We start from the raw sequence: 24,510 nt of genomic DNA on the forward strand, positions 1-24,510 counted from the left end.
CTAATGTTATTTAAATTTTATTTAAATGTTTTTTTAGTTAAAATCTATAACCTCTAGAGGAGGATATTCCTCCTCTACTTTTAATACAAATATTATTTTATTAAGCCCATTTCTCTTCCTACTTTTGCATATTTAGCAATAGCTTCATCTAACAATTCTTTTGTGTGAGCAGCTGATGGCATGTTTCTTACTCTAGCTGTTCCCAGTGGTACTGTTGGAAATACTATTGATTTAGCATATACGCCCTCTTCATATAATCTTCTACTGAATTCTTGAGCCTCAGCAGCCTCTCCAATTATGCATGGAGTTATAGGTGTTTCACTATGTCCAATATCAAATCCTAATTCTTTTAAGCCCTTTTTAAGGTAATTCCCATTTTCCCATAATCTATCATGAAGTTCCGTACTTTCAGTTAATATATTTACAGCCTCTATACAAGCTCCTGCTGCTGCTGGAGTTAATGATGTAGAGAATAGGAATGGTCTACCTCTAACCTTTAACCAGTCGATAAGGTCTTTAGATCCTGCTACATATCCTCCAACTACACCGATAGCTTTAGAAAGTGTTCCTATTTGGAAATCTATTTTGTCTGATAATCCAAAGTGGTGAACTGTTCCAGCACCTTTTCCTAGTACCCCAGAACCGTGAGCATCATCAACATAAGTAATTAAATCAAACTCTTCTGCAATCTCAACAATTTCAGGAAGTTTTGCAACATCTCCATCCATTGAGAATACACCATCAGTGATTACCATTATTTTTTCATATAATCCTGATTCTTTTGCTTCTTTAGCCTTTGCTCTTAAATCATCCATATCAGAGTGTTCAACTCTTATGATTTTAGCTCCTGATAATCTACATCCATCTATAATTGACGCATGATTTAGTGCATCTGAAAGTATTGCATCTTTTTTGTTCATTACAGCAGATATTGCTGCCATATTACAGTTAAATCCTGATTGGAAAGCTATTGCAGCTTCAGTATGCTTAAATGCTGCTAACTTCTTCTCTAATTCTATATGTATGTCTAATGTTCCATTTATTGTTCTAACAGCACCAGCACCTACACCGTACTTTTCTGTAGCTTTGATTGAAGCATCAATCATTCTCTTGTTAGTGGCAAGTCCTAGATAGTTGTTTGAAGATAGGTTTATTAGCTTCTTTCCTTCTATTTCTATCACAGGTCCATTTTGTCCTGTAATAACATTAATTTCATTATAAAGCCCTTTACTTTTAAGGTCCTCTAAATTAGTTTTAAGGAAATTGTTTAAAGATTTGCTTCCCATTTGATTACCTCCATTTAAATTATATTAAATAAAATTTACTATACATGCTAATATATTAATAACACATATAAGTATATTTATACTCCATAATAATATTTTTTAACACTTACCTTTATAAATCAGCTACTTATACTTTCCCTTTACATAATTAGAATATCATCTACTATAAGTTTTTCAATGAATCCTTATTTATATACACCTCTATATTTTTCTGGTAAAAGAGCAGCTATAGATTTCATAACTTCCAACATAGCTCTTTCATTATATTCATTCTTATCTTCTTCTTTAAGTTTTTCAGGTAAATATATAGGTTCTCCAAACCTTACAGTAACTTGAGCTGTTTGGAAGTTTTCTTCCCCCATATCACCATCATTTATAGGTAAAAATTCTTCTGTGCCTGCTAACCCAATTGGAATTATCTTAGCCTTAGATAGCTTAGCCATTAGAAGAAATCCCTTCTTGCCTTCTATCATTGAACCACTTCTACTTCTTGTTCCCTCTGGAAATATCATAATATTTTCTCCAGCTCTAAGTTTCTTTACAATTTTACTAATGGCATCCTTATCTGCAGAATTAGGTTTAATTGCTATGGTCTTTATAAACTTAAATCCATTCTTAGTAAAATCGTTATTGGAAAGCTTTACTCCCGCAATGAATGTGGGGTCAAAGTCTTTTAATAGTTCGTTAAGTATTAGTCCATCAGCATTACTTAAGTGGTTACATATAAATATTATTGGGCCCTTTATACCTTTAATTTTTTCGTAACCTTCAACCTTCATATTAGCATACTTTTTTATTGATGTCTTTACATAACTTCTTGCTAATTTTCCAGAAAGACTCTCTGGTAATTTATTTAAAATTTTTGTTAATATATCTCTTTTCATAGAAATCTCCTTTATACCTAAGACTTACCTCCATACTACTTCTTGAATAATCTGTTATAATACTCCTTTATGTATGGTGAGTTAATACTCTCTTCTATATTATCTATATCTTCATTATACCTCAAATAATAATTGATAAGCCCATTTCTTATTAATAAATTCTTTCCACGCCATCCACAAGAATGCATGATATACTTTTCTTTAAAGTTTTTATTATCAAGATTTATAAGCTCTAATAAATCAACCTTTTCCATATACTCCTTAGGTAGAAATTCTTTAATAGGTGAAACTTCCACATTTAAATTATGTGGACATACTTTTTGACAATTGTCACACCCAAAAATCTTGCCTTTAACCATATTTAATTCTTCATTATTTAAGTGCTTTTTTTGAGTTAAATAAGAAACACATTGTGAAGAATTAAACTTTTTAACATCTTCTATTATAACATTTGTTGGGCATTTTTCCACACATAAATTGCACCCTTTACAGCCATATTTTTTTGATTTATCCCCTTGTAGCTTAAGATTTGTTATTATTTCTCCTAAAAATACATAGGAGCCATACTTTTCCGTAATAAGAGTATTATTCTTCCCTATAAATCCAACTCCACTTATAGCTGCGATATATCTCTCTGGTAATGGGTTACTATCTACAAACCATTTAGCCTCTCCTCCTAAGGATTCTATATAATCACATATTTCCTTTAAATATTTTTCTACTACTCTGTGATAATCTAGCCCCCTTGTATATAGAGAAAATTTATCTCCTTCTCCTTTATCACCATGATAATAAGGAAAAGCTATTGATATAATAGTTTCTCCATTTTCCATTAAAAGCTTTGGATTAATCTTTTTTTCTATATCTTCCTCTTCAAACTCATTAAAAAGATTATTTTCTTTTCTATCTATGAAAAATTCTTCTAGTTCATTAAATCTTCTACACTCTGTAAACCCAATAGTATCTAAAGAAAGTTTCTTTGCATAGTTTATTATTTTCTGTTTTTTATCTATATATTCTCCCATTGATTTATATATTTCCTACTTTCTCTTTTACATATATCCTATCCATATCCTGAGCTCATTATTAGTTTACCCTTGCTCTATTGTACTCCACACAAATACTCTGCTGCATACTTAGCTGCTAATTTTCCTTGATTCATAACCTTCTCCACATTAGTATACCCATCAACCACTGCACCACAAGCAAATATTCCTTTCATTGAGGTCTCCATTTTATCCGAAATAAATATACCACCCTTTTCTTTCTCTATATCTATTCCCATTTTTTCTGCTATTGCAGTATCTGATTTTAAGTTCATACATAGCACTAAAGTATCACAATCCACATATTTACTAGTTCCTTCAATAACATTATATTCTTCATCTAGATGTACGATATCTACACCAGTAACTCTATGGGTACCATATATCTTTACTACTCTATGGTTAAAGAGTACAGGAATATTAAAGTCTTCAACATATTCCTTAGCTTTATTACTTACAGCTCTAATAGCTCCACTGGTTTCTATCATACTTATTACATTGGCTCCCTCTAAAACTAAAGTTCTCGCTGCAAGTATTCCTATATCATCTGAGCCTAATACAATGCATCTTTTTCCTGGTAATACACCTTTTCTATTAATATACTTTAGCGTTGAGCAAGCTGTGGTAATTCCGGCCAACCCATAACCCAATATGTTTTTATAACCAAAGGGTCTCTCCCTTGAGCCCATGGCAAAAATGATAGACTTAGCTTTTATAGTCTTTATTCCTTCCTTACTATTTACCATAACAACTTCTTTATTCTTTTTTATTTCCAAAACTGTAGTATCGCACTTAATAATTAAGCCTAAATTTAAGGCATCATTTACTAATCCTGATATTAATTCAGGGGCAGCTAAATTTTCTTTTATACTCTTATAGTAAAAACCTGCCTGAACACATGAAAGCATAGCTCCACCAGGTTCTATATCCCTATCTATTACAATAACCCTATTTACTCCTCTAGATTTGGCCTCTACCGCAGCCATAACTCCACTTACTCCTGCACCTATAACTATTAGGTCAAAAGCTTCCATGAAATCCCCTCCTATTCCCAAAACGCTATAAAATCTACCTAGATTATTATACTATTATTCTTAGTATTTATCATTATTTTCTAAGTTTCTTCCATCTATTCAACCAAAATACCATAATAAAACTAAATACAACTACAATTGCTACCAGCACATTTCCCTGAGTTCTATTTCCACTTTCCATAGCAAAATATATTGCTATTGGTATAGTTTGAGTTTTTCCTGGTATATTACCGGCAACCATAAGACTAGCTCCAAATTCACCTAAAGCTCTAGTGAATGCTAAAATAACTCCACTGATAATACTATCAAAAGCCATAGGTAATACTATATGAAAAAATATATAACTATCACTGGCACCAAATATTCTAGCTGCCTCTATACATGTAATATCTACGTTTAAAAAACCAGCCTTAGCACTTTCATACATTAATGGCAATGCCACAATTGCAGCTCCAATGGCAGCACCTTGCCACGTAAATACTAAAGTACCTCCAAATACAGCTTCAGTAAGCTTTCCTAAAGGACCATTTCTACCCATGACTATTAGCATTCCATACCCTACTACTGTAGGCGGAAGACACATAGGCAAGAGTATTATTGTTTCTAATACTGACTTCCCCTTAAAACTATATCTACAAAATATCCATGCTAATGCTATACCAAAAATAATAACTATCCCTGTGGCAACAAAAGCTACTTTAAGCGAAATCATCACTGGTGTTAATATGGATTCCATCATATATTTATCATCCTCATCTTATATTGTTTATATATACTATAGGAATGCTGTTTTGTATAACATGTATAATTTATAAGCTTCATAAGGCAATTGTTTCCTATGAAACTTATAAATTATCCTTGTTTAATAACTAATTAATCTTAAAACCATACCTTTCCAGTATTCTTTTACTTTCACTAGTAGCTAAGAACTCTAAAAAACTTTTAGCCTCAGCTTTAACTTCAGAAGTCTTTATTACCCCTCCTGGGTATATGATCTTTTTATGACTTGATGTATCAAAAGTAGTGACCACAACAGAATTTTTTATACTAACTGTATCAGATTTATAAACAATACCACAAGCTGCTTCACCATTTTCTACATAACTAACAACTTGTTTAACATCCTTTGCAAAAACAATGTTATTCTCTATGATATCCCACTTATTATAGTGATTTAAAGCTTCCTCAGCATATTGTCCTGCGGGTACAGAGCCTATTTCGCCTAAAGCTATATGTCCATCTAGGTTATCCAAATCATCTAGCTCCTTTATTTTATCTTTATATTCATTATTAACAATTAAAACAAGTTCATTTTCTACTATGTCTTTCTTACTTCCACTTTCTATAAGTTCCTTATCCTCTAGAGCTTTAAATTGCTTTTCTCCTGCAGACATAAATATATCTACCGGTGCCCCTTCCTCAATTTGTTTTTGAAGCTCTCCTGATGCCCCAAAGTTAAAAGTTAAAGTTATATTATTTTTTTCTTCATAGATCTTTTTAATTTCCTCCATAGATTCTTTAAGACTTGCCGCTGCTGAGATTATTATTTCTTTTTTTTCTCCACTATTATTAGTTTCTTCTTTATTAGCTTGTCCATTTGAACATCCAACAAAGGCTATAGCTAAAACTGTAATTACTATTATACTTCTTAACTTTTTCAAAGCACTTCCACCTTTTTCCACAATTATGTATTAATTATACATCTTATTGTGTAGATTTAAAATACATTTTAACCATTTTATTGCTATTGTTAAAAATGTTCTTTTTATCCTCATATAGAATATGCTGATTTTTTAAGATTGAGTTTAAAGTCATATATTATACATAAAAAAGAACAATCATAAACTGTCTTCTCAGCCTTGAATGTTCTTTTCTTATTTAAAACTTATATATTTTATACTACTATTTTAATTTGAATCTAATCTGAATTGTAAAGACTTCATCCTCTAAACTAGCAGAAACCTCATGTCCCATACTTTCTGTAAGTTTCTTTACAATAGTTAATCCAAGACCTGTATTTTGTCCTGTCCTCATTCTGTCTGTAGTAAAAAATCTATCAAAAACATGTTCTAAGTCTTCCTGTGTAAAGTTTTCTACCCTATTACTAAAAGTAGAAATAATTACTCCATCTACTTGCCTTTGACATATAGACATAGTTTTACTACCATGCTTTAAGGCATTTTGAAATATATTTGTAAAAATTCTAATTACAGCATTTTCATCAGCAATTATAGCTGGTAATTTTTCTTGTAGATCAACTTCTACTTCAAAGTCTTTATCAACAAAATCATTATAAAAAGCTGCTACAATTTCACGCAATAAACTTTCAACATTAACCTTTTTAAATTCTAGGTCATATTCATTGGCTTCTAATCTAGATAAATCATAAAAGCTAGTAATAAGATTTTGCAACACCTTAGAGCGTTTTTCTATAATATCTAAGTACTCCTGTTTTTCTTCTTCACTAGTAGACTCATCCCTAATTAGCTGTACATAGCCTAGAATAGATGTAAGAGGAGTTCTTAAATCATGAGATATATTAGCAATTTGCTTTCTTAATTCACTTTCACTCTTTTCATGAGCTATTCTATCATTTTGACTTTTTTCTAATATAAAATTAATTTCACCTATCATCTCTTCAATATTTTTATTAGGGGCTGCTAATTTTAATTGTTCATTGGTTTTTATATTTTTAAGCTTCTTCAATTCCTTATTTATATTGTTTATATTATAGCGATTTAGTAGAAAGAGCACTATAAATAATGCTGCTATACCACCAAATAAAATAGTTATATATATCATTTAATGCTCCTCCCAAGACTTACGCCCTAAATATATTTCTTCAAATAACGAAACCCTCTTAACCCCCATAAACAGAACAAATAGTTAACTATTTTAATATTTAACTATATTCCTATTTTACTATTTAACTAGGTTTATATTTATATAGTTTCATATTTAAATAAGTATGAATTTATATATGTGTGAATTTAAATAATTAATTCTATTTTATCTCTCTTCTTCTAAAGGAAATAATTCCTATAACCGTTATTAAAGTAATGTATACTATACCTAGTACATAAAATTTTGTAATATCCTCAGAAAGAACCCTGTCTTGACCTACTATAAATTTAATGTTGTAAGAAACTAAATATAATTGTATTTTTGCAAATATAGGTTTATAGTAACCTAGGAGCTTAATTATTCCTGGAAATATAGCTACTACCCCTAGATAAGCAAAGGCAAATATATTATTATTCTTAATATTAAAAGCAAGTAAGTTTGCAATAGCAATTCCTGTTAACCAAAGTGGGAATACAGCAATGAGTTTATTCCCAAAATTACCAAGTGTTTCTGCCATAGTTGCTCCACCTAAACCAAGACATATATAAGAACTTAATATTAACACAGTGGCAACTATAATTAAAGATACTGTGGCTACAATCACTTCTACAATAAATTTCCCTAAATATATTTTTGTTCTATTAATCCCAAAGGATACTGTATTTTTTAAAGTTTGATGCTTATGTTCATCTGAAAATACAATATCTACAATCATAATTACAGAATAATAAATCAATGTAAAAAGACCTGTTGAAATCATTAGCATATCTGGCATTGTTATTCTGTTAATTGCTTCTTGGTCTTTCATAAACCATAATGCTAATACATTAACTAGAATACATATCAATGAAGAAGTTCCAACTAAAACATAAGGATATTTACGATGAGTAGTTCTATATAATTCACTTTTTATATAATTAAGCATTGATAACACCTCCAACTAATGAAACAAAGTATTCTTCTAAATTGGTTCCCTTTATATTCATAGAATTTAACTCTACCCCATTTTTAACAATTGTACTGCTTACCATGGAAGGTGTATCTTTAAATTTATAAATTCGAATTATGTTATTAGGTAATACCTCATATTCATGACAATTTAGTTTATCCTCTAACAGTACTGCTGCCTTCTCAGCATTATCTACTGATATCTCTAAACATTCCTTACACTTCTCCTTAAGTTCTTCTGCAGAAATCTGTTCTACCATCTGTCCTCTCTCAATAAAGCCATATTCCGTTGCTATACTAGCTAATTCACTTAGTATATGACTAGAAATTATTATGGTAATATTCTTCTCTTCATTTAGTTTTAAAAGAAGATTACGAATTTCAACAATCCCCATTGGATCAAGTCCATTTATTGGTTCATCTAAAACTAAAAAGTCCGGATTATTCATCATTGCAAGAGCTAACCCTAATCTCTGTTTCATACCTAAAGAAAAACTCTTAAATTTTTTCTTTTTAGTATCTTCAAGTCCTACATCTTTAAGTAATTGTTTTATGCATTCTGAACCAGCTATTCCTCTTTGAACTCTATAATACTCAAGATTTTCCTCCGCCGTTAAATATGGAAAAAAACTTGGAGTTTCAATCATTGCGCCTATTCTTTTTCTTGAAATCTCTAAACCTTTTTCTGTAGTTTCTGAGAATAATTGTATCTCACCACTAGTTATCATAGTTTGGCCTGCAATCATCCTTAATAAAGTAGTTTTACCAGCACCATTTTTTCCTACCAATCCATATATTGAGCCTTTTTTTATATTTATATTAGTATCCTTTACTGCCTCAAATTTTCCGTAGGATTTACTTAAATTTCGCGTAATTAATATACTTTCTTCCATAAATCTCACCCTTCCCTTTTCTTATTGTCTTTATTATAAAATTCAAAACTCAATAAACACTTAAGAAAAGTTAAAGAAATCATAAAGTTTATTCAGCCATAGTAAACCCTATACCCCAAATAGTTTTTATATACTCTGTATCCTTATCTAATTTTGATATCTTAGATCTAATATTACTAATATGCACATTTACAGTATTATCTTCTCCATAGAACTCTTCATTCCATATATTCTTATACAAGTTTTCTCTAGTAAATACTTTTTTAGGATGAGTTAGTAAAAGCTCTAGTATAGAAAACTCTCTTACCGTTAGTGTAAGGTCATTTCCATTCACTGTGACCTTCATAGCTTCCTTATCCAGCTCTAAATTCTTATAAGCTAAGACCTGCCCCTTATCCTCTGAAGTACTAAATCTTTTATATCTTCTCAGTTGGGCTTCTACTCTTGCAGCAACTTCACTTATCTCAAAGGGTTTAGTAATATAGTCATCTGCACCTAATTTCAGCAGCTTTACCTTATCTGAAATCTCAGTTTTCGCAGAGATAATAATAATTGGCATAGTTTTTGATTTTCTGATTTCTCCTATCAACTCTTCTCCAGTTAATCCTGGTAACATTAAATCTAAAAGAATCAAATCATAATTATACATGTTAATGCACATTCTAGCTTCACTACCTGAATATGCACTACTCACCTCATAATTTTGCTTTTTAAGAATTTTGCATAGTAATCCATTTATATCTACATCATCTTCTACTACTAAAATAGATATTCTTTCTTCCATATATAACACCCCTCTTTATTAGTATCGTAATGGAACTTACATATATATTCTCTATATACTTTATATCACATAATTAACTATAGATAAACAGAGTAAAAAAGAACCTATCCTGTTACAGATAGATTCTTTCTATTTATTCACATTCATATACAAGAATGCTTTCATTACCCTCAATTTTAAATATCTTTTCAATATCTTCAGTTATCATATTGTTTATATCTCTGTCTGTAATAAATTTAACCCCAATTCCACAGTTAGAGCTAAGTCTTCTTGGAACTGGCATAGTTTCATTAGCAATTTCAATACTATCTAAATATCTGTGATATTTTATAGCCCCTGAATGGGTGAAAAAAACTCCAATATACTGCATTTTATTTAACTGCCTTTATTAGAAAATCTTCTTCTACTTCTGTAACTACAGCATTTAAACCTGCATTTTTAATAAACCTTGAAACATTTTCCTTAGCCACATTATTATCAACTAATATTTCAAATCCATCTTTGTTTGCACTTAATGCTTTTTTAGCCATTAAAACTGGTTGAGGACAGCTCATTCCCCTTGCATCTACCTTAACCAATAGAAACACCACCTTTGCTATCAGCCTTACTCTTACTTATGTTAAATGATTTATTCATACAGAAATAAGAAATCCCTAATAATATTGCTATTCCTATAAATATTGCAATCTTTCCATTGCCAGTAGGACCTTCTCCTGAAGATGCTAATTTGAAGTTATGTGCAAAAGCTGCTCCAACAATCATCCCCATTACTGTGATTGCAGAATCTGCATTTCCTTCCCCAGCAAGTATTAATTGTCTTAATGGGCATCCTCCTAAAAGTACTGAACCCCAACCTGCAACTAACATACCCATAAAGTTCCATAGTGCATCATTATGAGCTATAGGTTGTTCAACAAAGCCTAGTTTGAAATCTCCTAGAACTAAGTTTCCTATTAATGTTACTACAAATATTGATATAAATCCCCACATTAAATAACTATCTTTAAACATGATTAAATCCCTAATTCCACCTACCATGCAAAGTCTTGTTCTTTGTGCTACAATTCCTATAATAAGTCCTGCTGCTAAAGCAAACCATATAGGTGCATGCATAGAACCTGGACCCTTTGCACTAAAGAATATAAATGCTGGAGCAGATATTAATAATACTAATAACATTATTGCTATTACTGGCATTGCATATCCTTCAGCTGTAGTTAAATTATAATTTCTCTTTAAAGTAAAGCCTCTGTTTAAAAATTGAATTCCAACAAATATCCCTGCTGCAAATCCAAGTAAGCCTACTACAGCATTTAAGTCTCCACCAGCAATTCTAAGAACCATTCTAAGTGGACATCCTAAGAATACTAGAGCACCAATCATCACTATAGCACCAAGAATAAATCTTAAGAATGGTGAAGAACCACCCTTTACTTTGAATTCCTTTGTAAATAGTGCAATTATAAATGCCCCTAAAACTATACCAATTACTTCTGGTCTTATATACTGTACAACTTCAGCTCTATGTAGTCCTACCGCACCTGCTATGTCTCTTAAGAAACATGCTATACAAGCACCCATGTTTTTAGGATTTCCTAAATACACCAAAGCTACAGATAATAGACCAATGATTCCACCAGCAAAAATTATGCCTCTTTTTTCTTTCATGGTTTACTCCCCCCATATATTTGATAAATATAATAAATTTTGATAATAACTCATCCAAAGTAAATTTTAACATATATTTATATTTTTATTAAATTTTTATTACGAATAGACGAAGAACAATCTATTTGTTTTTTTAATACTTATGTAACCCTAATATATAAAACCTTTATATTTAATTCTCTATGATATAATAATGTAGGAAAAAATGTTTATTTTTAAAGCTTTAATTAGATATAGGATATATAGATTTCAGGAGGTAATTATGAGAAAAGTATATTTAGATAATGGTGCTACATCCTTTCCTAAGCCTAATTCTGTAGCTGAAGCTATGACAAATTATATTGTTAATGTAGGTGGAAATGTAAATAGGGGTAGTTATGATAGTTCCTTTAATGCAGAAAACATAGTCTATGAAACTAGAGAACTACTCTGTGAACTATTTAATTTTTCAAAACCTGAAAATGTAATTTTTACTAGCAATATAACTCATAGTCTTAATGTTATTTTAAAAGGATTTTTAAAGGCTGGTGACCATGTGATTACTTCTTCTATGGAACATAATGCAGTACTTCGCCCTTTAAACGCCTTACAAAGCAAAGGTATAGAGCACTCTGTAGTACCTTGTAATTCCCTAGGACAGTTAAATCCATCTGATTTACATAAATACCTTAAGCCTAATACTAAAGCTGTAGTAATGACCCATAGCTCTAATGTATGTGGAACTATTATGCCCTTTGAGGAAATAGGACAGTTCTGCAAGGCAAATAATATTTACTTCATTGCAGACACAGCACAAACAGCTGGATCAATTCCAATAGATATGGAGAAAATGAATATAGATGTTTTATGTTTTACTGGTCATAAGGGACTTCTTGGACCTCAAGGTATAGGTGGGTTTTTGATAAAAGATGAATTAGCTAAAATAACTACTCCTCTTATAGAAGGTGGTACTGGTAGCTTCTCTGAATATGAAATTCAACCTGATTACATGCCTGATAAATTTGAAGGTGGTACTCCAAATATACCTGGAATATTTGGCTTAAATGCAGCCTTAAAATATCTAAAGGAAAAAGGACTTAGTAGTATAAAAGATCATGAAATGAAATTAACTAAACTATTTTTAGATAACATTAAGGATATAAAAGAAATTAAAGTTCTGGGACTACCTTCTGCTGAAAATAGGATTTCTGTAGTATCCATTGATTTTCCTAAGGGTGATAATGGTCAAATATCCCATATGCTATCCAAAAACCACGGCATATCTGTGAGATGTGGGCTTCATTGTGCACCATCAGCTCATAAGACCCTAGGCTCTTTCCCTAACGGAACAGTAAGATTCGCCTTTGGCTCCTTTAACACTGAAGATGATGTATTATATGCTGTTAATGCTATTAAAGAAGTAATTGCTTCATCAGATAATAACACTCTATGGTTTTAGCAATATAATAATTAAAGGCTCAAAGATGCAATATCTTCAAACCTTTAATTATTATATATAAATTTTTTATAGGGCAATAATTACTAGGGATTTAAAGTTATATATTTACTCAACAACAAAACCCCTTAACTCTTCAGTTAAGGGGTATAAAAATCACAGAAAATTACATTAAAGTATATGCTATGCTTTAATATATCCATTCTTTTATAACACCCCTCCATCTACCGTAGAGTATCTAGTGTATTAATATAGGCAGGTCTTCTGACTTTGGTTCACAGTTGCTTCAGCCTTCCCAACATTCGTCAGTGGCGCTTTAAGAAGCTTCTCACCATTACAGCGGCGGGACCGTATAAGATTTTCACTTACTTCCCTTTTAAACAAAGTATTAAACTTTGTACCTCTATTATTTTTATATTAAATTTTCTCTTTATTAATCAGCTTATGTAAGCTAATGCTATATATTGTTTTTTAATATAATATAGTGTATCAACTACAATATCATTATACTACTTTTACCCATGTAATTCAAGGATTTTCCTTGATTTTCATTTAGTATCTTATACAATACACTTATTATTCTTATTAATTTCCTTCAATATAAAAGTATAAGTAATCTATACATAAAAGTTATATCCTTAAGCCTTTAATAATATATTACAATATATTGTATTTAACATAAACTTAACTTAATTAAACTTTAAGTTTATACACTTTAAGTTTATAATACACTTGTTTAAATATATCTTAAAATATAAATTTGAGGTGCTTATATGAATTTTGTAAATGATTTTTTAAATACAATAATAACTACTATACAAGGATTTGGATATCCTGGTGTATTCTTAGCGGTATTTTTAGAATATTCCTGTTTTCCATTGCCTAGTGAAGTACTGTTACCTTTTATAGGTCTTTTAGCTTCTTATGGTAACTTTAGCTTTATTGGAGTTATTCTTCTTAGTACTGGAGCAGGATTAATTGGTTCAACTCTTTGCTATACCATTGGATACTTTGGAGGCTCTCCTATAATAAATTGGCTTTGTAGTAAATCATCTGGTGCAAAAAAAAGTTTCAATAAGTTAGATTTATTTCTTGATAAGTATGGAAAACCTGCTGTGTTTCTAAGTAGATTATTCCCTTTAACTAGAACTTACATATCACTAGCTGTAGGGGCTGTAAAAATGAGTTATTCTCAATTTATATTATACTCCCTTGGGGGTATAACTATTTGGAACATAATTCTTATATCTTTAGGATATTTTTTAGGTGAAAATACTGACCTAATTCAAAGGATTTTGAAAGATTATTCTATTGTAGCTATAGCTATTCTAGTAATTTGTTTTGGATTCATAGCTTATAAATTCATGAAAAAAAGAAAGAATTCCTTGGAGTAATTAAAAAATAAGAAAGTACCTTCAGTGATAATAGGTACTTTCTTATTTTATATATTTAACTAATGTTGGCATTGATAAAAATTAATTATTAACTCCATCCTCCCAATATTTCCATATCACAGTATCACCTTTATTATAAATCCAACTTCCGGTTCCCACATTAGGTTTAACAAATCCATTACTCCCACTTTTCTTTACATAGTAGCACCATCCACTTAAAGGACCAGCAGCTTTCTCTCTAAGCCCTGCAATAGATGCAAAGTATGTTGTATCGTTAAAGCCTGTAGTTCTATATTTTATCCCTAACTCATCTAAAACCTTGAATGTTAATTGAGCAACAGTAATATTATCATAATCTACATATTTAGAAGCTAGTGTTTTATTACTTATTGTATCAATTACTATAAAGTTTGGAGTTTCATCTTTTACCACTGGAGTTGGCTCCTCCTTTTTAGGTTCTACAGTTGCTTTAGAACTATTGGATGAATTTGATGATTCTTCCTTTTTACTTGCAGTTTTTTTCTTTTCAGTAGATGAATTTTTCGAATTATAGCTATTAGCATTAGATTTCTTTTCAGTGTTAGAATCAGAATTATCTTTAACTTTAGATAAATCATTAACTACAACATTTTCTTTATCATCAGTCTCTTTATTGCTTTCATTAACCTTACTATCTTCTTTATTATCAGTCTTATCCGTACTAGTTTCCTTATCACTTACTTCCTTATTAATTTTATCATTTTTGCTGTCTTCTTTATTTTCTTGCTCAGCTGTGATTGTAGCTTTTTCAGCAATTGTATTATTGAATGACTTTTGAAGTTTTTGTGCAAAAACAAACATTCCCGCAAAAATAATAAGAGCGGAAATTATAAGTAATATCTTATTTTTCCCCTTCAACATAGCACCTTCTCTCTAAATTCTAATAAATACACAAGGAAGCCTACAGCTTCCTTATGTATTTACTATTTTAGTTATTACTAATTCTTTTTCTTTTTATTAAAACAATCCCTGATACTATACAAATCAATGATCCAACTACTAATAAATTCAAATTCATAGGTTTTCCTGTTTTAGGAAGATCGTCTGCTTTATTACCATTAACGGTATTGGACTCACTCTTACCACCATTGTTTGTTTTGTTATTTGTATCATTATTTGTTTTATTATTTGTATCATTATTTGTATCATTATTTATTTCATTATCTGTTTTATTATTTGATTCCTCATCTGTTTTATCACTATTATCCTTAGATTCATCATCTTTAACCATCAAGCTATAAATACTAAAATGTGTAGTTTCAAAGGTAAATGTTAAATTATTATTATCAAATTTACCACCATCTATTTTTTCCCACTTAGTACCATTGTAATAATATGCTGCTAATTTTGAAACATCTATTCCCTTTATATCATCTTTTGATAATTTTATTACGACCTTTACTTTATTGCTACCAAAATCTTTTATTTCAGTTATCTTTCCTTTATTATCTTTTACTGACATAGTATAATCAAAAACCTTACCTATGATCTTAGTTCCATTTTCTATATTTAATATATTAGAATTTTTATCTAAAACTTCTCTTTTTAAGATAACCTGATAATCTTCTAAAATTCCTGTATATGAATCAAAAATCTTAGATGGTATATTCAAAGATGTATCATTCCAATTTACTACTACTTCATTTGACTCTGGACTCTTAATTATACCTATAGGTATTTTGATATCATCTGTATCTTCTGGAACATTAACTACAGGAGTATTATTACCTTCAACATATACAGGTAATAATTTTGCATCAATATTACTCTTATAATAATTGTATTTACCATTTCCTCTAAATTGCTCTAAGGCAATTAAAGCTCTTAATGCCTGCTCACTTGACATGTAATTATTATTAGTATCTGTTGTATGCTTAAATTGACCATCAGTGCCCTTAAATGTAAGCAGGGCAGAAACTAAATTATTTAGGTCTTCTCCATTTGATTTAGTGAATAACTCACCAGCTGGGTCAACACCTATTGATGTAAGTCCTAAAATTGTAAAACTAATACTTTCACTAGCTTCACTTCCCCAAGCTTCATAACATCCATTTTCTTTTTGCATTAATGCTAATGTTTTAACTGCTTTATCAATAGTATCTTTAATTTCTTTATTATTATCATAATAGCTTGATAACGCATTTATTGCAGCAGCAGTTGTATCAACATCTACATCAGAACCCCATATATTCCATCCACAATATTCATCTCCATCTACATCATAAACTACTTTACTATTAACTAACTCCTTAGCTAGTATATCTTTTGTAATTTTATATTCTCCACTTACATTACAGTAATCGTAAACCATCAGTCCAAATATCTGTGCATATCTATTGAATTCTTTTACATCTCTGTTAAATAACTCCTTAACCAAGTCATGACCTAAGAAATTATAAGGATTATAACCTTGGCTAGTAACATACATTATCATTTTTTCAAGATCTGTATCTTTATAAAAATACTCAGATAATCCATCTTCCTCTACTCCACTCTTAAATTGCTTAACTATATTGTTAAAGCTTTCTTTATTACCTTTGATTCCAAATTTACTTAAACTTAAAGCTGCCCACTCATCACCATTATTAGCAATCATATAGTTTTTAGTTTTTTCTAATTCACTCTTAACATCATATGAATCAATAGATGATAATTCTTTATAGTTAACTACTATAGTCTTCTTTCCTTCATTTCCAGCCTTATCTACTGCTTTAACAGATATTCTATTTTCGCCCTTAGAAAGATTAACAACATATTGTCCATCTTCATTAGGTTCAATAACATTTTCCCCTAATTTAACTTCACTATTAACCTTACCATCAACATCATCAATGGCAGATACTATAAATGTAAACTCACTTTTTGTCACTGTTGTTTTACTTATATTTGTTGTTATTTGTGGAGCAACTTTATCCTTTTGTTCAACAACAATTTTACAGTATGGTCTTGCTAGCATTCTATTGTCAAGAACTTTATCTTTAAAGGGCCTGCCAGTTTTACTGTAGTCAAAGGGATCACAATCCTTTACCCTTTTATCTGCAGTAACAATGTAGGTTCCTGGTTTATCGAAGTTTAGTTTTACTTGTCCATTTTCATCAGTAATATATTGGGTTTCTTTATCATTAATAATTATTTTTGCCTTATCTACTAAAGCCACATCATTTGGTATTCCACCCGGGAAAAAATATTTACCAGTTAAATCTAGTGAAATATCTTCCCCAGTTTTTGCGCTAACTGCTTTCTTATTAAAGTAACCATAACGTGCGTACACATAATTTTCCATGTGGAATAGTACTATACTGTCCCCATCTACTAAATCATGACCACCAACTAACTTATCTGTATAATTATCATTAACATAATATCCCCAACCATCAAATGACCCAAATGATCCCTGAGATACTCCATCAATATTGGATATATAGCTTCCACGTCCAAAGTTAAATTTGCTTTGATCTTTTGGATTAAGACCATTGGCTTCTAAAGCTTTGATTATAGCATGTATTGCCTTAGGCTCACCGCTAACTTCATTACAGTTATAAGGTTCTAACTCAAAATTTGTTACATCCACTTCTGTTTCTGGAACGATAGTATGGTCACTAGCTTCAATCCTAACCTTCACCTTTACAGATTTATCAGCAGCTTCAACTTTTTGTGTAAAAATTGTAGAAAACTGAGTAAATCCAATTAGTAATGCAACTAATAAACATAATAGATTCTTTTTAAATGTCTTCTTCATAAAATCCCCTCCATTAATTTTTTATATAAGTTATATCAAGCCTTCTTTTGTATCTTAAAAGTACATCAATAAAGCTATCATAGAATATAATTGAAAAAATAAAGCTACCTCCTCCATGTAAAATATCAAATGTTAATCCTGACAGATAAGCCATGATAACACTTTGTATTGTAATTGGTTTTACAAAACCCAAAACATACCAAAAATTCATGATCCAATCAAACATAAATCCATAGATAAAACATATAATTGAAAATTTTAGAGCCCTTACTCTTTTTCCCTTTCTACCCCAAATACCAGATATAATTCCCACAAGTCCCCAGGAAAACATCTGCCACGGTGTCCATGGTCCCTGACCAAAAAATATATTAGATAAAAATGCTGATGTACTCCCAATAAGAAATCCTTCATAGGGCCCAAATACAAAACCTGATAATGCCACAAGGAATGTTACAGGCTTCACATTTGGTATAGGAGCAAAGGCAATTCTCGATAGTGCAGTAAATGCACTTAAAGTTGCAATTACTGCAATCTCCTTTGTACCCAGCATACTTTTCTCAAAGTAAAAATAACTTAAAAACAGTATTCCCAAAACCCCCAATGTAGAAAGTAGGGCAAAACTATTTTGGATATCCTTTTGCAGTGTAAGTATCATAAGAACTAAAATAATAAGGGAGGTTATTATTAAACTAATTTTTTTCATTTGCTTGTCCCTCTTTTAGTAAATATTTTTTTCCTTCATCAAGTGTAAAAATCTTCTCATTTACATTCTTAAAAAGTTTATTTATGGAAGTTGTATAGTAAATTCCATGGCTTAGTACCTCATCTCTACTTCCCTTTGATACTATTTCTCCATTAAACATAAGAGCAAAACTTTTGCAAAAATCACAGGCAAAATCCACATCATGGGTGACCATAACTATTGTAGTTCCATTATTATTTAAATTTTTAAGAACCCTACCTAATTTATTTTTAACTTCAAGGTCAAGGCCTCTTGTTGGCTCATCAATGAGAAGTATTTTAGGCTTCATCACTAATATAGAACCTATGGCTACCCTCTGTTTTTGACCTCCACTTAAATCCCTTGGATTTTTATCCTTAAGTTCATAAATATCTAAATCTTTTAAAACCTTTTCTAATTCTTCCTTATCAAAGGAATTATAATTATCCATTGTAAACTTTAGTTCTTCATACACCGTTGATTTCGATATGTAATCATTCGGATTCTGTGATACATATCCAATGATACTTGCCATCTTATTAACAGTTAGTTTTTTCACTTCATTACCAAATACCTTAATACTACCCTTATACTCTTTAAGCCCAATAAGAGAATTTAAAAGTGTACTCTTACCAGCCCCATTTGCTCCCATAATACCTATGAAATCTCCATTTTCAATATTTAATGAAAGATCTTTTATGGCATGAATTGAATTGAAGTAACAATTTAATTTCTCTGTTTTTATTGCATTACTACCATATTCGCAAACTTGTTTCTTAACATGATTTTTATCTATTTTAAAATCTAAACAATCTATGCTAATATCAGAATATTTATCATCAATTCTACATCTAGTTTCTTTGAAATTATTAGGCATATTACCCCATGAAAGGTTTTTGCTAAGCTTCAAATAATCAGGTAAAAAATTAATAACTTCTTCTTTAGATTCTTTATAAAAATCATACCTACTATTATAAAAATTAACTTTACCCTCATTCATAAAGGCAATTTTATCAGCTATATCAAACCATTTATTTACTCGCTGCTCTATAATGATTATTGTTATTCCTAATTCTTCATTTATTTTTCTAATTAGATTCACAATGCTTTCTGCCGCAGAAACATCAAGCTGAGAGGAAGGTTCATCAAAAATAATACATTTTGGCAAATATGCCACTGCAGAGGCTATTGCAACTTTTTGCTTTTGACCACCTGATAAAGTTGTTATATCTCTTTCTGCCAGGTCAGTTATTCCTATAAACTCCATGACCTCCCATACACGTCTCTTAATAGTTGATTCACTTACCCCTATATTTTCAAGTCCAAAAGCAATCTCTCTATGAACCTTATTCATCATTAATTGTTTCTCCGGATCCTGAAAAACCATTGTAACTGTCTTTGCCCTTTCGCTATGGCTCATCTCTTCTAATGGTACTCCATCAATGATAATTCCTCCTGATATTGTGCCCCCATAAAAATGAGGAACAGCCCCAGTAATTGATTTAGCTAAAGTTGATTTCCCTGAACCCGATTTCCCAACTACTAATAAAACCTCTCCTCTACCTAATCCTAAATTTATGTTATTTAAAGATTTCTTTCCTTCTAGAGGATATGAATAACTTAAATTTTCAATCTCTATATATTCCATAGTCTTTCTCCCTACTATATTTTAAAATTAATAATGTAATAGCTAGAATAATCACAAATATTGATGTTGTTCCATAGTTAAATATATTTACTATACTTACCCCATCATATATTTTGAAATCAACAGCTCCTTTATATTGAGCAAATATATATACTATTAATAAAACTCCGCTTAAAACCATAATAGAAATATCTTTTTTTCTAAACTTCTGTCTGTCATAGGTACTTCTTTCATTACTTAAAAATCCTCTAACAAAAGCTGCTTCCCCTATATCAAAAGAACTTTCCATAGAATTTTCAAGTAATATTGACAATACTGGAACATAGCTTTTAGTCTTTTCTCTTGAACTCTTTTTATTAAAATCAACTCCTCTAATTGTATAAATTTCTTTAAGTTTATTTAATCTATCTCTAAGACCAGGAACTAACTTAAAAGCAATAACTAGAGTTAAAGTTGATTTTGGCATCTTGCTTGAAAAATATGAAATTGCCCTATCTGAATCAATAATAAATTCAAAGGATATAAAGAGACTGGCCACTGCAAATAACTTAAGTGCCATTGTTAATGCATATATTAAAGCCTCCAAGGTAAATTTTTTACTTCCAATTTGAAATAAAATCATACTACCTTGTGTAACAAATATCATATTTAGAAGAATTATAAATATGGCAAAGGGTATAAAATAAACTAAAACTTTTTTTAATTTATATGTGTTTCCGCTATATATGAATAATGAAAATATATAAAAATATAGAGAGAAAACCACTGCCGGATTATCATTAGAAAAAATTATTATTATTAATGATAAAAATAGAATAATATATGTTAAAACATGAAAATCAAACTTTCTTTTGTTAAAACTCAATTTTTCGCCCCCTTTTAAAAATATTAATTTATTACTTATTTCAAATAAATTTAAACGTAAAAAAAGTCCATTTAACTCTAAGTTAAATGGACTTAAATAACATCATATTTACCAACCATATACATCATAAAAATATATAAATACAAAAAATATATTAAAAATATATTTATGTATACATATGTATATAAATATCTTGTGTTACACCACTCCATTCTCCGCAGAGTTTACGTGTTAAAACACAGGCAGGTCTTCTGACTCAGGTTTCATGGTTTTTGTACACCTTCCCAGTTTCCCAGTGGTATAAGTACAAAACTCCACCTTTACAGCGGCGGGACCGTGTAGGATTTACACCTACTTCCCTTTTAATTGATAAAATCAAACCTATATTTCATTATTTAGTTTTATTTATTTTTTCAAATTTTACAAATATGATTATACTACAACAAATATTTACATTCAAGGGTAAAAAGTCAATTGTGACTAAAATATATTATTTTTAATACTTAATCCCATCCCAATACATGGTTTCTTGAACAACAGTTTTATCAGAAAGCTTAACTCCCTCCATGGCCCACTTTTTAAATTCTGGGAAGCCTGTTCTATCTACAATATATCCTATATGCTCCTTACCACCTGGTGCATCCTTATCTATATATTCCTTAACATAGCTGTAGGTGTTACAGATTATTTTTATTATACTCTCTTCGTCTACCCAAGCTATAAAATCCTTAGCTAAACGTGGATTTTTCTTTCCTGTTCTACCTAAAAGAACAAGCTTGTAATATTTTTCTCTGCTTCTAGTCCATGCATCTGTTGGACATGCTATTACACACTCTCCACACCCTATACACTTCTTATGATCACGTTGAATTTTATAGTTATTCATAGTTAATGCTCCAGTGGACTTCTTTGTACATGCTCTTACACAAGCTCCACAGGATACACATTTATTCATATCATATTGAGGTTCTGTCATCCCTATTATTCCAAAATCATTTAGTCTAACTTTTCCACAGTCATTAGAACATCCTGTTAAAGCTACTTTGAAGTGTAAATCATTGGGGAAGATGGCCTTTTCTATCTTCTTTGCAAATTCCGTTGTATTGTAATTAGCATATGGACAGATATTGTTTCCTACACAGGCAGATATATTTCTAGTTCCAGCTGCAGAGTAACCCTTTCCTTCATCTGTTTGATTAATTTCTAATCCTTCAATGATTGGTTGCAATAATTCATTTACTTTATCCATATGTTCAAAGCTAATACCTGGTACTTCAAAGCCTTGCCTCATAGTAATGTTTACAGTTCCATCACCGTATTTTTCTGCAATCTCTTGAATCATGGCTAAATATTTAGCATCCATCTTTCCCCCTGGAACACGAATTCTTGATGCTGTATATCCTCTTCTTTTTGTAACCCTAAATGCATTCTTTTTTAGGTTTTTAGTGTTTATATCCATGTAATTCACCTCCAATTAATCTATTAACTCTTTGCCCTTTGTATAGTTAAACACAGGTCCATCTAGGCATATATACGTATCATCTATCTTGCAATGTCCACATTTTCCAATACCACAGCACATTTTTCTCTCTTGAGAAATCCAAATATTTTTTTCTGGAATTCCTCTTTTTAAGAATTCATCCACAGTAAACTTCATCATAATTGGTGGTCCTACTACAACTACTTGTACATCATTAATATCATCTATCTTCATATCTGGAATGTACTTAGTCACCATTCCAACATTTCCTCCATAGCTCTCCTCTGCCTTATCTACAGTAAGAATTAATTCCATGGTGTTATTCCATCTCTTAATATCTTCTTTAAATAAAACATCTTCAGGAGATTTAAATCCACAAATTAGAGAAAACTTTTTAGCATCCTGTGGATTATTACCAAAATAGTCCACAATTCCCCTTACTGGAGAAAGTCCTGTACCTCCAGCTACTACTATAGCTTCATGATCTTTATAATTATCTATATCGAAACCATTTCCATAGGGTCCTCTTAAAAATAATTTGTCACCTACATAGTTACTAAATATTTCATCAGTAACCTTTCCTACCTTACGTATTGTTAAATCAACAGTTCCTTCTCCAATACCACTTACTGATATAGGTGCTTCTCCATATTTAGGTATTGATACTTCAAAGAACTGCCCTGGTTTCACATCACCAATATAGCTCATTCTAAAGGTATACTCAATTTCTGTATGCTTTATTACTTCCTTTATTTCTGAAATAAAAGGTATATATTCATTCTTATTCACCTATCTCACCTCATCACATGCTGATTGCAATTTATTAATACAGTTACTAAATGAAATGTATTCCGGGCATATATCATCACATCTACCACAGCCTACACACATATGGTAACCCCATTTTTTCTTGTAATCATATACTTTGTGTAGCACCTTAAAACGCATTCTTTGACCCTTATTTTGTCTAAAACTATGTCCTCCAGCCATATCAGTAAATCCATCCACTTGACAGGAAGACCATACTCTTCTACGCTCTCCTACATTTTTATTATCTTGATAGAAAATATCTTGCATAGTGAAGCAAGTACATGTAGGACAGACAAAATTACAACGACCACAAGCAATGCATCTTTGATTATATTCCTCCCACATGGTAGATTTCATAACATCTAGACTAAGTTCTTCTGGAATGTTAACGGTAACATTGTTTTCAGAAATAAATTTAGGTTCTACCTCTATAGTATCAACCTCTTTTTTCTCTAATAAAATGTCAAAAGTTTCACATTTACTATCAAAGTAAACTTCATGATTTTCTACCCTAATGTATCCATCATAATTATTTGATTTATTAGTTCCCATATCTACACAGAAACAATTTTCAAAGGTTCTTTCACACCCCATCAATATGAATTTTGTATTCTCTCTAAGTCTTTTGTAATAGTAATCTTCAAAGCCATTTCTTAAGTATATATCATCCATTCTTTTTACAGCATGTAAGTCGCAACTTCTTAAAAATACTATTGACCCTTTAGATTTAGGGGCTGCTTCCTTTACTTCATCTTCAGTAAAATAAAGTAGAGTTTTAGATTGTGGTAATAACACTTCCTTAAAGGAAAAATGAGATTTTTCATCAAATACTATATCTTCAACCTTTGATATTTGCCCATATCTAACCCTGTCTGTATCGGAAAAGTTTGCACCACCTTTAATTAATATAGGAGCATATATTATATACTCTGATGAAAGCTCTTTTAAAATTTCATTGAATTTTTCTAAATATAATTTGTAACCCATAATTC

At 30.5% G+C, this 24,510-nt stretch carries 23 protein-coding genes and 2 riboswitches; of the genes, 2 read left to right on the top strand and 21 right to left on the bottom strand.

Going from position 1 to position 24,510, the window contains the following annotated elements:
- Positions 1–92: 92 nt before the first annotated feature.
- The 13 genes from B2P65_RS05580 to yedE form a co-directional block, all read right to left on the bottom strand.
- Positions 93–1,286: a glycine C-acetyltransferase gene (locus tag B2P65_RS05580; protein ID WP_035129643.1), complete on the bottom strand. Its 1,194-nt coding sequence runs from the start codon at positions 1,284–1,286 to the stop codon at positions 93–95.
- Positions 1,287–1,471: 185 nt separating this feature from the next.
- The gene (locus B2P65_RS05585; RefSeq protein ID WP_035129646.1) at positions 1,472–2,170 is read right to left on the bottom strand and encodes a lysophospholipid acyltransferase family protein; all 699 of its coding nucleotides are present in this window, start codon (positions 2,168–2,170) and stop codon (positions 1,472–1,474) included.
- A gap of 35 nt (positions 2,171–2,205) precedes the next feature.
- A complete protein-coding gene (gene queG / locus B2P65_RS05590) occupies positions 2,206–3,195 on the bottom strand; it encodes a tRNA epoxyqueuosine(34) reductase QueG (protein WP_346847059.1) in 990 nt (329 codons plus the stop codon).
- A gap of 77 nt (positions 3,196–3,272) precedes the next feature.
- Positions 3,273–4,250: an NAD(P)/FAD-dependent oxidoreductase gene (locus B2P65_RS05595; RefSeq protein WP_346878062.1), complete on the bottom strand. Its 978-nt coding sequence runs from the start codon at positions 4,248–4,250 to the stop codon at positions 3,273–3,275.
- 73 nt (positions 4,251–4,323) lie between these two features.
- Positions 4,324–4,989: a molybdate ABC transporter permease subunit gene (modB, locus tag B2P65_RS05600; RefSeq protein WP_346847057.1), complete on the bottom strand. Its 666-nt coding sequence runs from the start codon at positions 4,987–4,989 to the stop codon at positions 4,324–4,326.
- 130 nt (positions 4,990–5,119) lie between these two features.
- On the bottom strand, positions 5,120–5,911 hold the full coding sequence (gene modA / locus B2P65_RS05605) for a molybdate ABC transporter substrate-binding protein (protein ID WP_346879753.1): 792 nt from the start codon (positions 5,909–5,911) through the stop codon (positions 5,120–5,122).
- A gap of 241 nt (positions 5,912–6,152) precedes the next feature.
- A complete protein-coding gene (locus B2P65_RS05610) occupies positions 6,153–7,052 on the bottom strand; it encodes a HAMP domain-containing sensor histidine kinase (protein ID WP_346877612.1) in 900 nt (299 codons plus the stop codon).
- Between the two features lie 202 nt (positions 7,053–7,254).
- Entirely contained in the window at positions 7,255–8,019 is a 765-nt protein-coding gene (locus tag B2P65_RS05615; protein ID WP_346847054.1) for an ABC transporter permease, read from the bottom strand.
- Entirely contained in the window at positions 8,012–8,935 is a 924-nt protein-coding gene (locus tag B2P65_RS05620; protein WP_346847053.1) for an ABC transporter ATP-binding protein, read from the bottom strand. The genes B2P65_RS05615 and B2P65_RS05620 overlap by 8 nt, the downstream gene beginning before the upstream one ends.
- An 88-nt stretch (positions 8,936–9,023) precedes the next feature.
- The gene (locus tag B2P65_RS05625; RefSeq protein ID WP_035129662.1) at positions 9,024–9,719 is read right to left on the bottom strand and encodes a response regulator transcription factor; all 696 of its coding nucleotides are present in this window, start codon (positions 9,717–9,719) and stop codon (positions 9,024–9,026) included.
- Positions 9,720–9,852: 133 nt separating this feature from the next.
- Positions 9,853–10,089 (bottom strand): putative Se/S carrier-like protein, encoded by a 237-nt coding sequence (locus B2P65_RS05630; protein WP_346847052.1) that lies wholly within the window; start codon positions 10,087–10,089, stop codon positions 9,853–9,855.
- A 1-nt stretch (position 10,090) separates the two neighbouring features.
- The gene (locus B2P65_RS05635; RefSeq protein ID WP_341349071.1) at positions 10,091–10,306 is read right to left on the bottom strand and encodes a sulfurtransferase TusA family protein; all 216 of its coding nucleotides are present in this window, start codon (positions 10,304–10,306) and stop codon (positions 10,091–10,093) included.
- Positions 10,290–11,387: a YedE family putative selenium transporter gene (yedE, locus tag B2P65_RS05640; RefSeq protein ID WP_035129665.1), complete on the bottom strand. Its 1,098-nt coding sequence runs from the start codon at positions 11,385–11,387 to the stop codon at positions 10,290–10,292. The genes B2P65_RS05635 and yedE overlap by 17 nt, the downstream gene beginning before the upstream one ends.
- Positions 11,388–11,649: 262 nt before the next feature.
- Here yedE and B2P65_RS05645 point away from each other — a divergent pair, with 262 nt between their 5' ends.
- On the top strand, positions 11,650–12,825 hold the full coding sequence (locus B2P65_RS05645) for an aminotransferase class V-fold PLP-dependent enzyme (protein WP_346879754.1): 1,176 nt from the start codon (positions 11,650–11,652) through the stop codon (positions 12,823–12,825).
- Positions 12,826–13,059: 234 nt separating this feature from the next.
- A riboswitch (cobalamin riboswitch) is annotated at positions 13,060–13,242 on the bottom strand.
- A gap of 353 nt (positions 13,243–13,595) precedes the next feature.
- On the top strand, positions 13,596–14,216 hold the full coding sequence (locus B2P65_RS05650) for a DedA family protein (protein WP_346847050.1): 621 nt from the start codon (positions 13,596–13,598) through the stop codon (positions 14,214–14,216).
- Positions 14,217–14,297: 81 nt separating this feature from the next.
- Here the strand turns inward: B2P65_RS05650 and B2P65_RS05655 are convergent, their stop codons facing one another.
- The 8 genes from B2P65_RS05655 to asrA form a co-directional block, all read right to left on the bottom strand.
- Complete coding sequence (locus B2P65_RS05655; RefSeq protein ID WP_346879755.1) at positions 14,298–15,116, bottom strand: DUF4430 domain-containing protein; 819 nt, start codon at positions 15,114–15,116, stop codon at positions 14,298–14,300.
- 67 nt (positions 15,117–15,183) lie between these two features.
- Complete coding sequence (locus tag B2P65_RS05660) at positions 15,184–17,994, bottom strand: DUF4430 domain-containing protein (RefSeq protein ID WP_346879756.1); 2,811 nt, start codon at positions 17,992–17,994, stop codon at positions 15,184–15,186.
- Positions 17,995–18,007: 13 nt separating this feature from the next.
- Entirely contained in the window at positions 18,008–18,697 is a 690-nt protein-coding gene (locus B2P65_RS05665) for an ECF transporter S component (protein ID WP_346847047.1), read from the bottom strand.
- Positions 18,684–20,363 carry an energy-coupling factor transporter ATPase gene (locus B2P65_RS05670; protein WP_346877608.1) on the bottom strand — a complete coding sequence of 560 codons (1,680 nt, stop codon included), beginning with the start codon at positions 20,361–20,363 and terminating at the stop codon, positions 18,684–18,686. The genes B2P65_RS05665 and B2P65_RS05670 overlap by 14 nt, the downstream gene beginning before the upstream one ends.
- Positions 20,344–21,228 (bottom strand): energy-coupling factor transporter transmembrane component T, encoded by an 885-nt coding sequence (locus B2P65_RS05675; RefSeq protein WP_346879757.1) that lies wholly within the window; start codon positions 21,226–21,228, stop codon positions 20,344–20,346. Before B2P65_RS05675 ends, B2P65_RS05670 begins: the two co-directional genes overlap by 20 nt.
- A gap of 224 nt (positions 21,229–21,452) precedes the next feature.
- Positions 21,453–21,628: riboswitch (cobalamin riboswitch) on the bottom strand.
- 96 nt (positions 21,629–21,724) lie between these two features.
- Positions 21,725–22,687 (bottom strand): sulfite reductase subunit C, encoded by a 963-nt coding sequence (gene asrC / locus B2P65_RS05680; protein WP_346847044.1) that lies wholly within the window; start codon positions 22,685–22,687, stop codon positions 21,725–21,727.
- A 15-nt stretch (positions 22,688–22,702) separates the two neighbouring features.
- Complete coding sequence (gene asrB / locus B2P65_RS05685) at positions 22,703–23,497, bottom strand: anaerobic sulfite reductase subunit AsrB (protein WP_346879758.1); 795 nt, start codon at positions 23,495–23,497, stop codon at positions 22,703–22,705.
- Complete coding sequence (gene asrA / locus B2P65_RS05690; RefSeq protein WP_346879759.1) at positions 23,498–24,505, bottom strand: anaerobic sulfite reductase subunit AsrA; 1,008 nt, start codon at positions 24,503–24,505, stop codon at positions 23,498–23,500.
- Between the last annotated feature and the right edge of the window lie 5 nt (positions 24,506–24,510).

Origin of the sequence: Clostridium sp. UBA3061, assembly GCF_002367465.1 — a bacterium.
GTDB classification, from domain to species: domain Bacteria; phylum Bacillota; class Clostridia; order Clostridiales; family Clostridiaceae; genus Clostridium_J; species Clostridium_J sulfidigenes.

Bases quoted from the DNA above. Each gene is read 5' to 3' on its own strand.
- B2P65_RS05580 (WP_035129643.1), bottom strand. From the start codon at position 1,286: ATGGGAAGCAAATCTTTAAACAATTTCCTTAAAACTAATTTAGAGGAC.
- B2P65_RS05585 (WP_035129646.1), bottom strand. From the start codon at position 2,170: ATGAAAAGAGATATATTAACAAAAATTTTAAATAAATTACCAGAGAGT.
- queG (WP_346847059.1), bottom strand. From the start codon at position 3,195: ATGGGAGAATATATAGATAAAAAACAGAAAATAATAAACTATGCAAAG.
- B2P65_RS05595 (WP_346878062.1), bottom strand. From the start codon at position 4,250: ATGGAAGCTTTTGACCTAATAGTTATAGGTGCAGGAGTAAGTGGAGTT.
- modB (WP_346847057.1), bottom strand. From the start codon at position 4,989: ATGATGGAATCCATATTAACACCAGTGATGATTTCGCTTAAAGTAGCT.
- B2P65_RS05610 (WP_346877612.1), bottom strand. From the start codon at position 7,052: ATGATATATATAACTATTTTATTTGGTGGTATAGCAGCATTATTTATA.
- B2P65_RS05615 (WP_346847054.1), bottom strand. From the start codon at position 8,019: ATGCTTAATTATATAAAAAGTGAATTATATAGAACTACTCATCGTAAA.
- B2P65_RS05620 (WP_346847053.1), bottom strand. From the start codon at position 8,935: ATGGAAGAAAGTATATTAATTACGCGAAATTTAAGTAAATCCTACGGA.
- B2P65_RS05625 (WP_035129662.1), bottom strand. From the start codon at position 9,719: ATGGAAGAAAGAATATCTATTTTAGTAGTAGAAGATGATGTAGATATA.
- B2P65_RS05630 (WP_346847052.1), bottom strand. From the start codon at position 10,089: ATGCAGTATATTGGAGTTTTTTTCACCCATTCAGGGGCTATAAAATAT.
- yedE (WP_035129665.1), bottom strand. From the start codon at position 11,387: ATGAAAGAAAAAAGAGGCATAATTTTTGCTGGTGGAATCATTGGTCTA.
- B2P65_RS05645 (WP_346879754.1), top strand. From the start codon at position 11,650: ATGAGAAAAGTATATTTAGATAATGGTGCTACATCCTTTCCTAAGCCT.
- B2P65_RS05650 (WP_346847050.1), top strand. From the start codon at position 13,596: ATGAATTTTGTAAATGATTTTTTAAATACAATAATAACTACTATACAA.
- B2P65_RS05655 (WP_346879755.1), bottom strand. From the start codon at position 15,116: ATGTTGAAGGGGAAAAATAAGATATTACTTATAATTTCCGCTCTTATT.
- B2P65_RS05660 (WP_346879756.1), bottom strand. From the start codon at position 17,994: ATGAAGAAGACATTTAAAAAGAATCTATTATGTTTATTAGTTGCATTA.
- B2P65_RS05665 (WP_346847047.1), bottom strand. From the start codon at position 18,697: ATGAAAAAAATTAGTTTAATAATAACCTCCCTTATTATTTTAGTTCTT.
- B2P65_RS05670 (WP_346877608.1), bottom strand. From the start codon at position 20,363: ATGGAATATATAGAGATTGAAAATTTAAGTTATTCATATCCTCTAGAA.
- asrC (WP_346847044.1), bottom strand. From the start codon at position 22,687: ATGGATATAAACACTAAAAACCTAAAAAAGAATGCATTTAGGGTTACA.
- asrA (WP_346879759.1), bottom strand. From the start codon at position 24,505: ATGGGTTACAAATTATATTTAGAAAAATTCAATGAAATTTTAAAAGAG.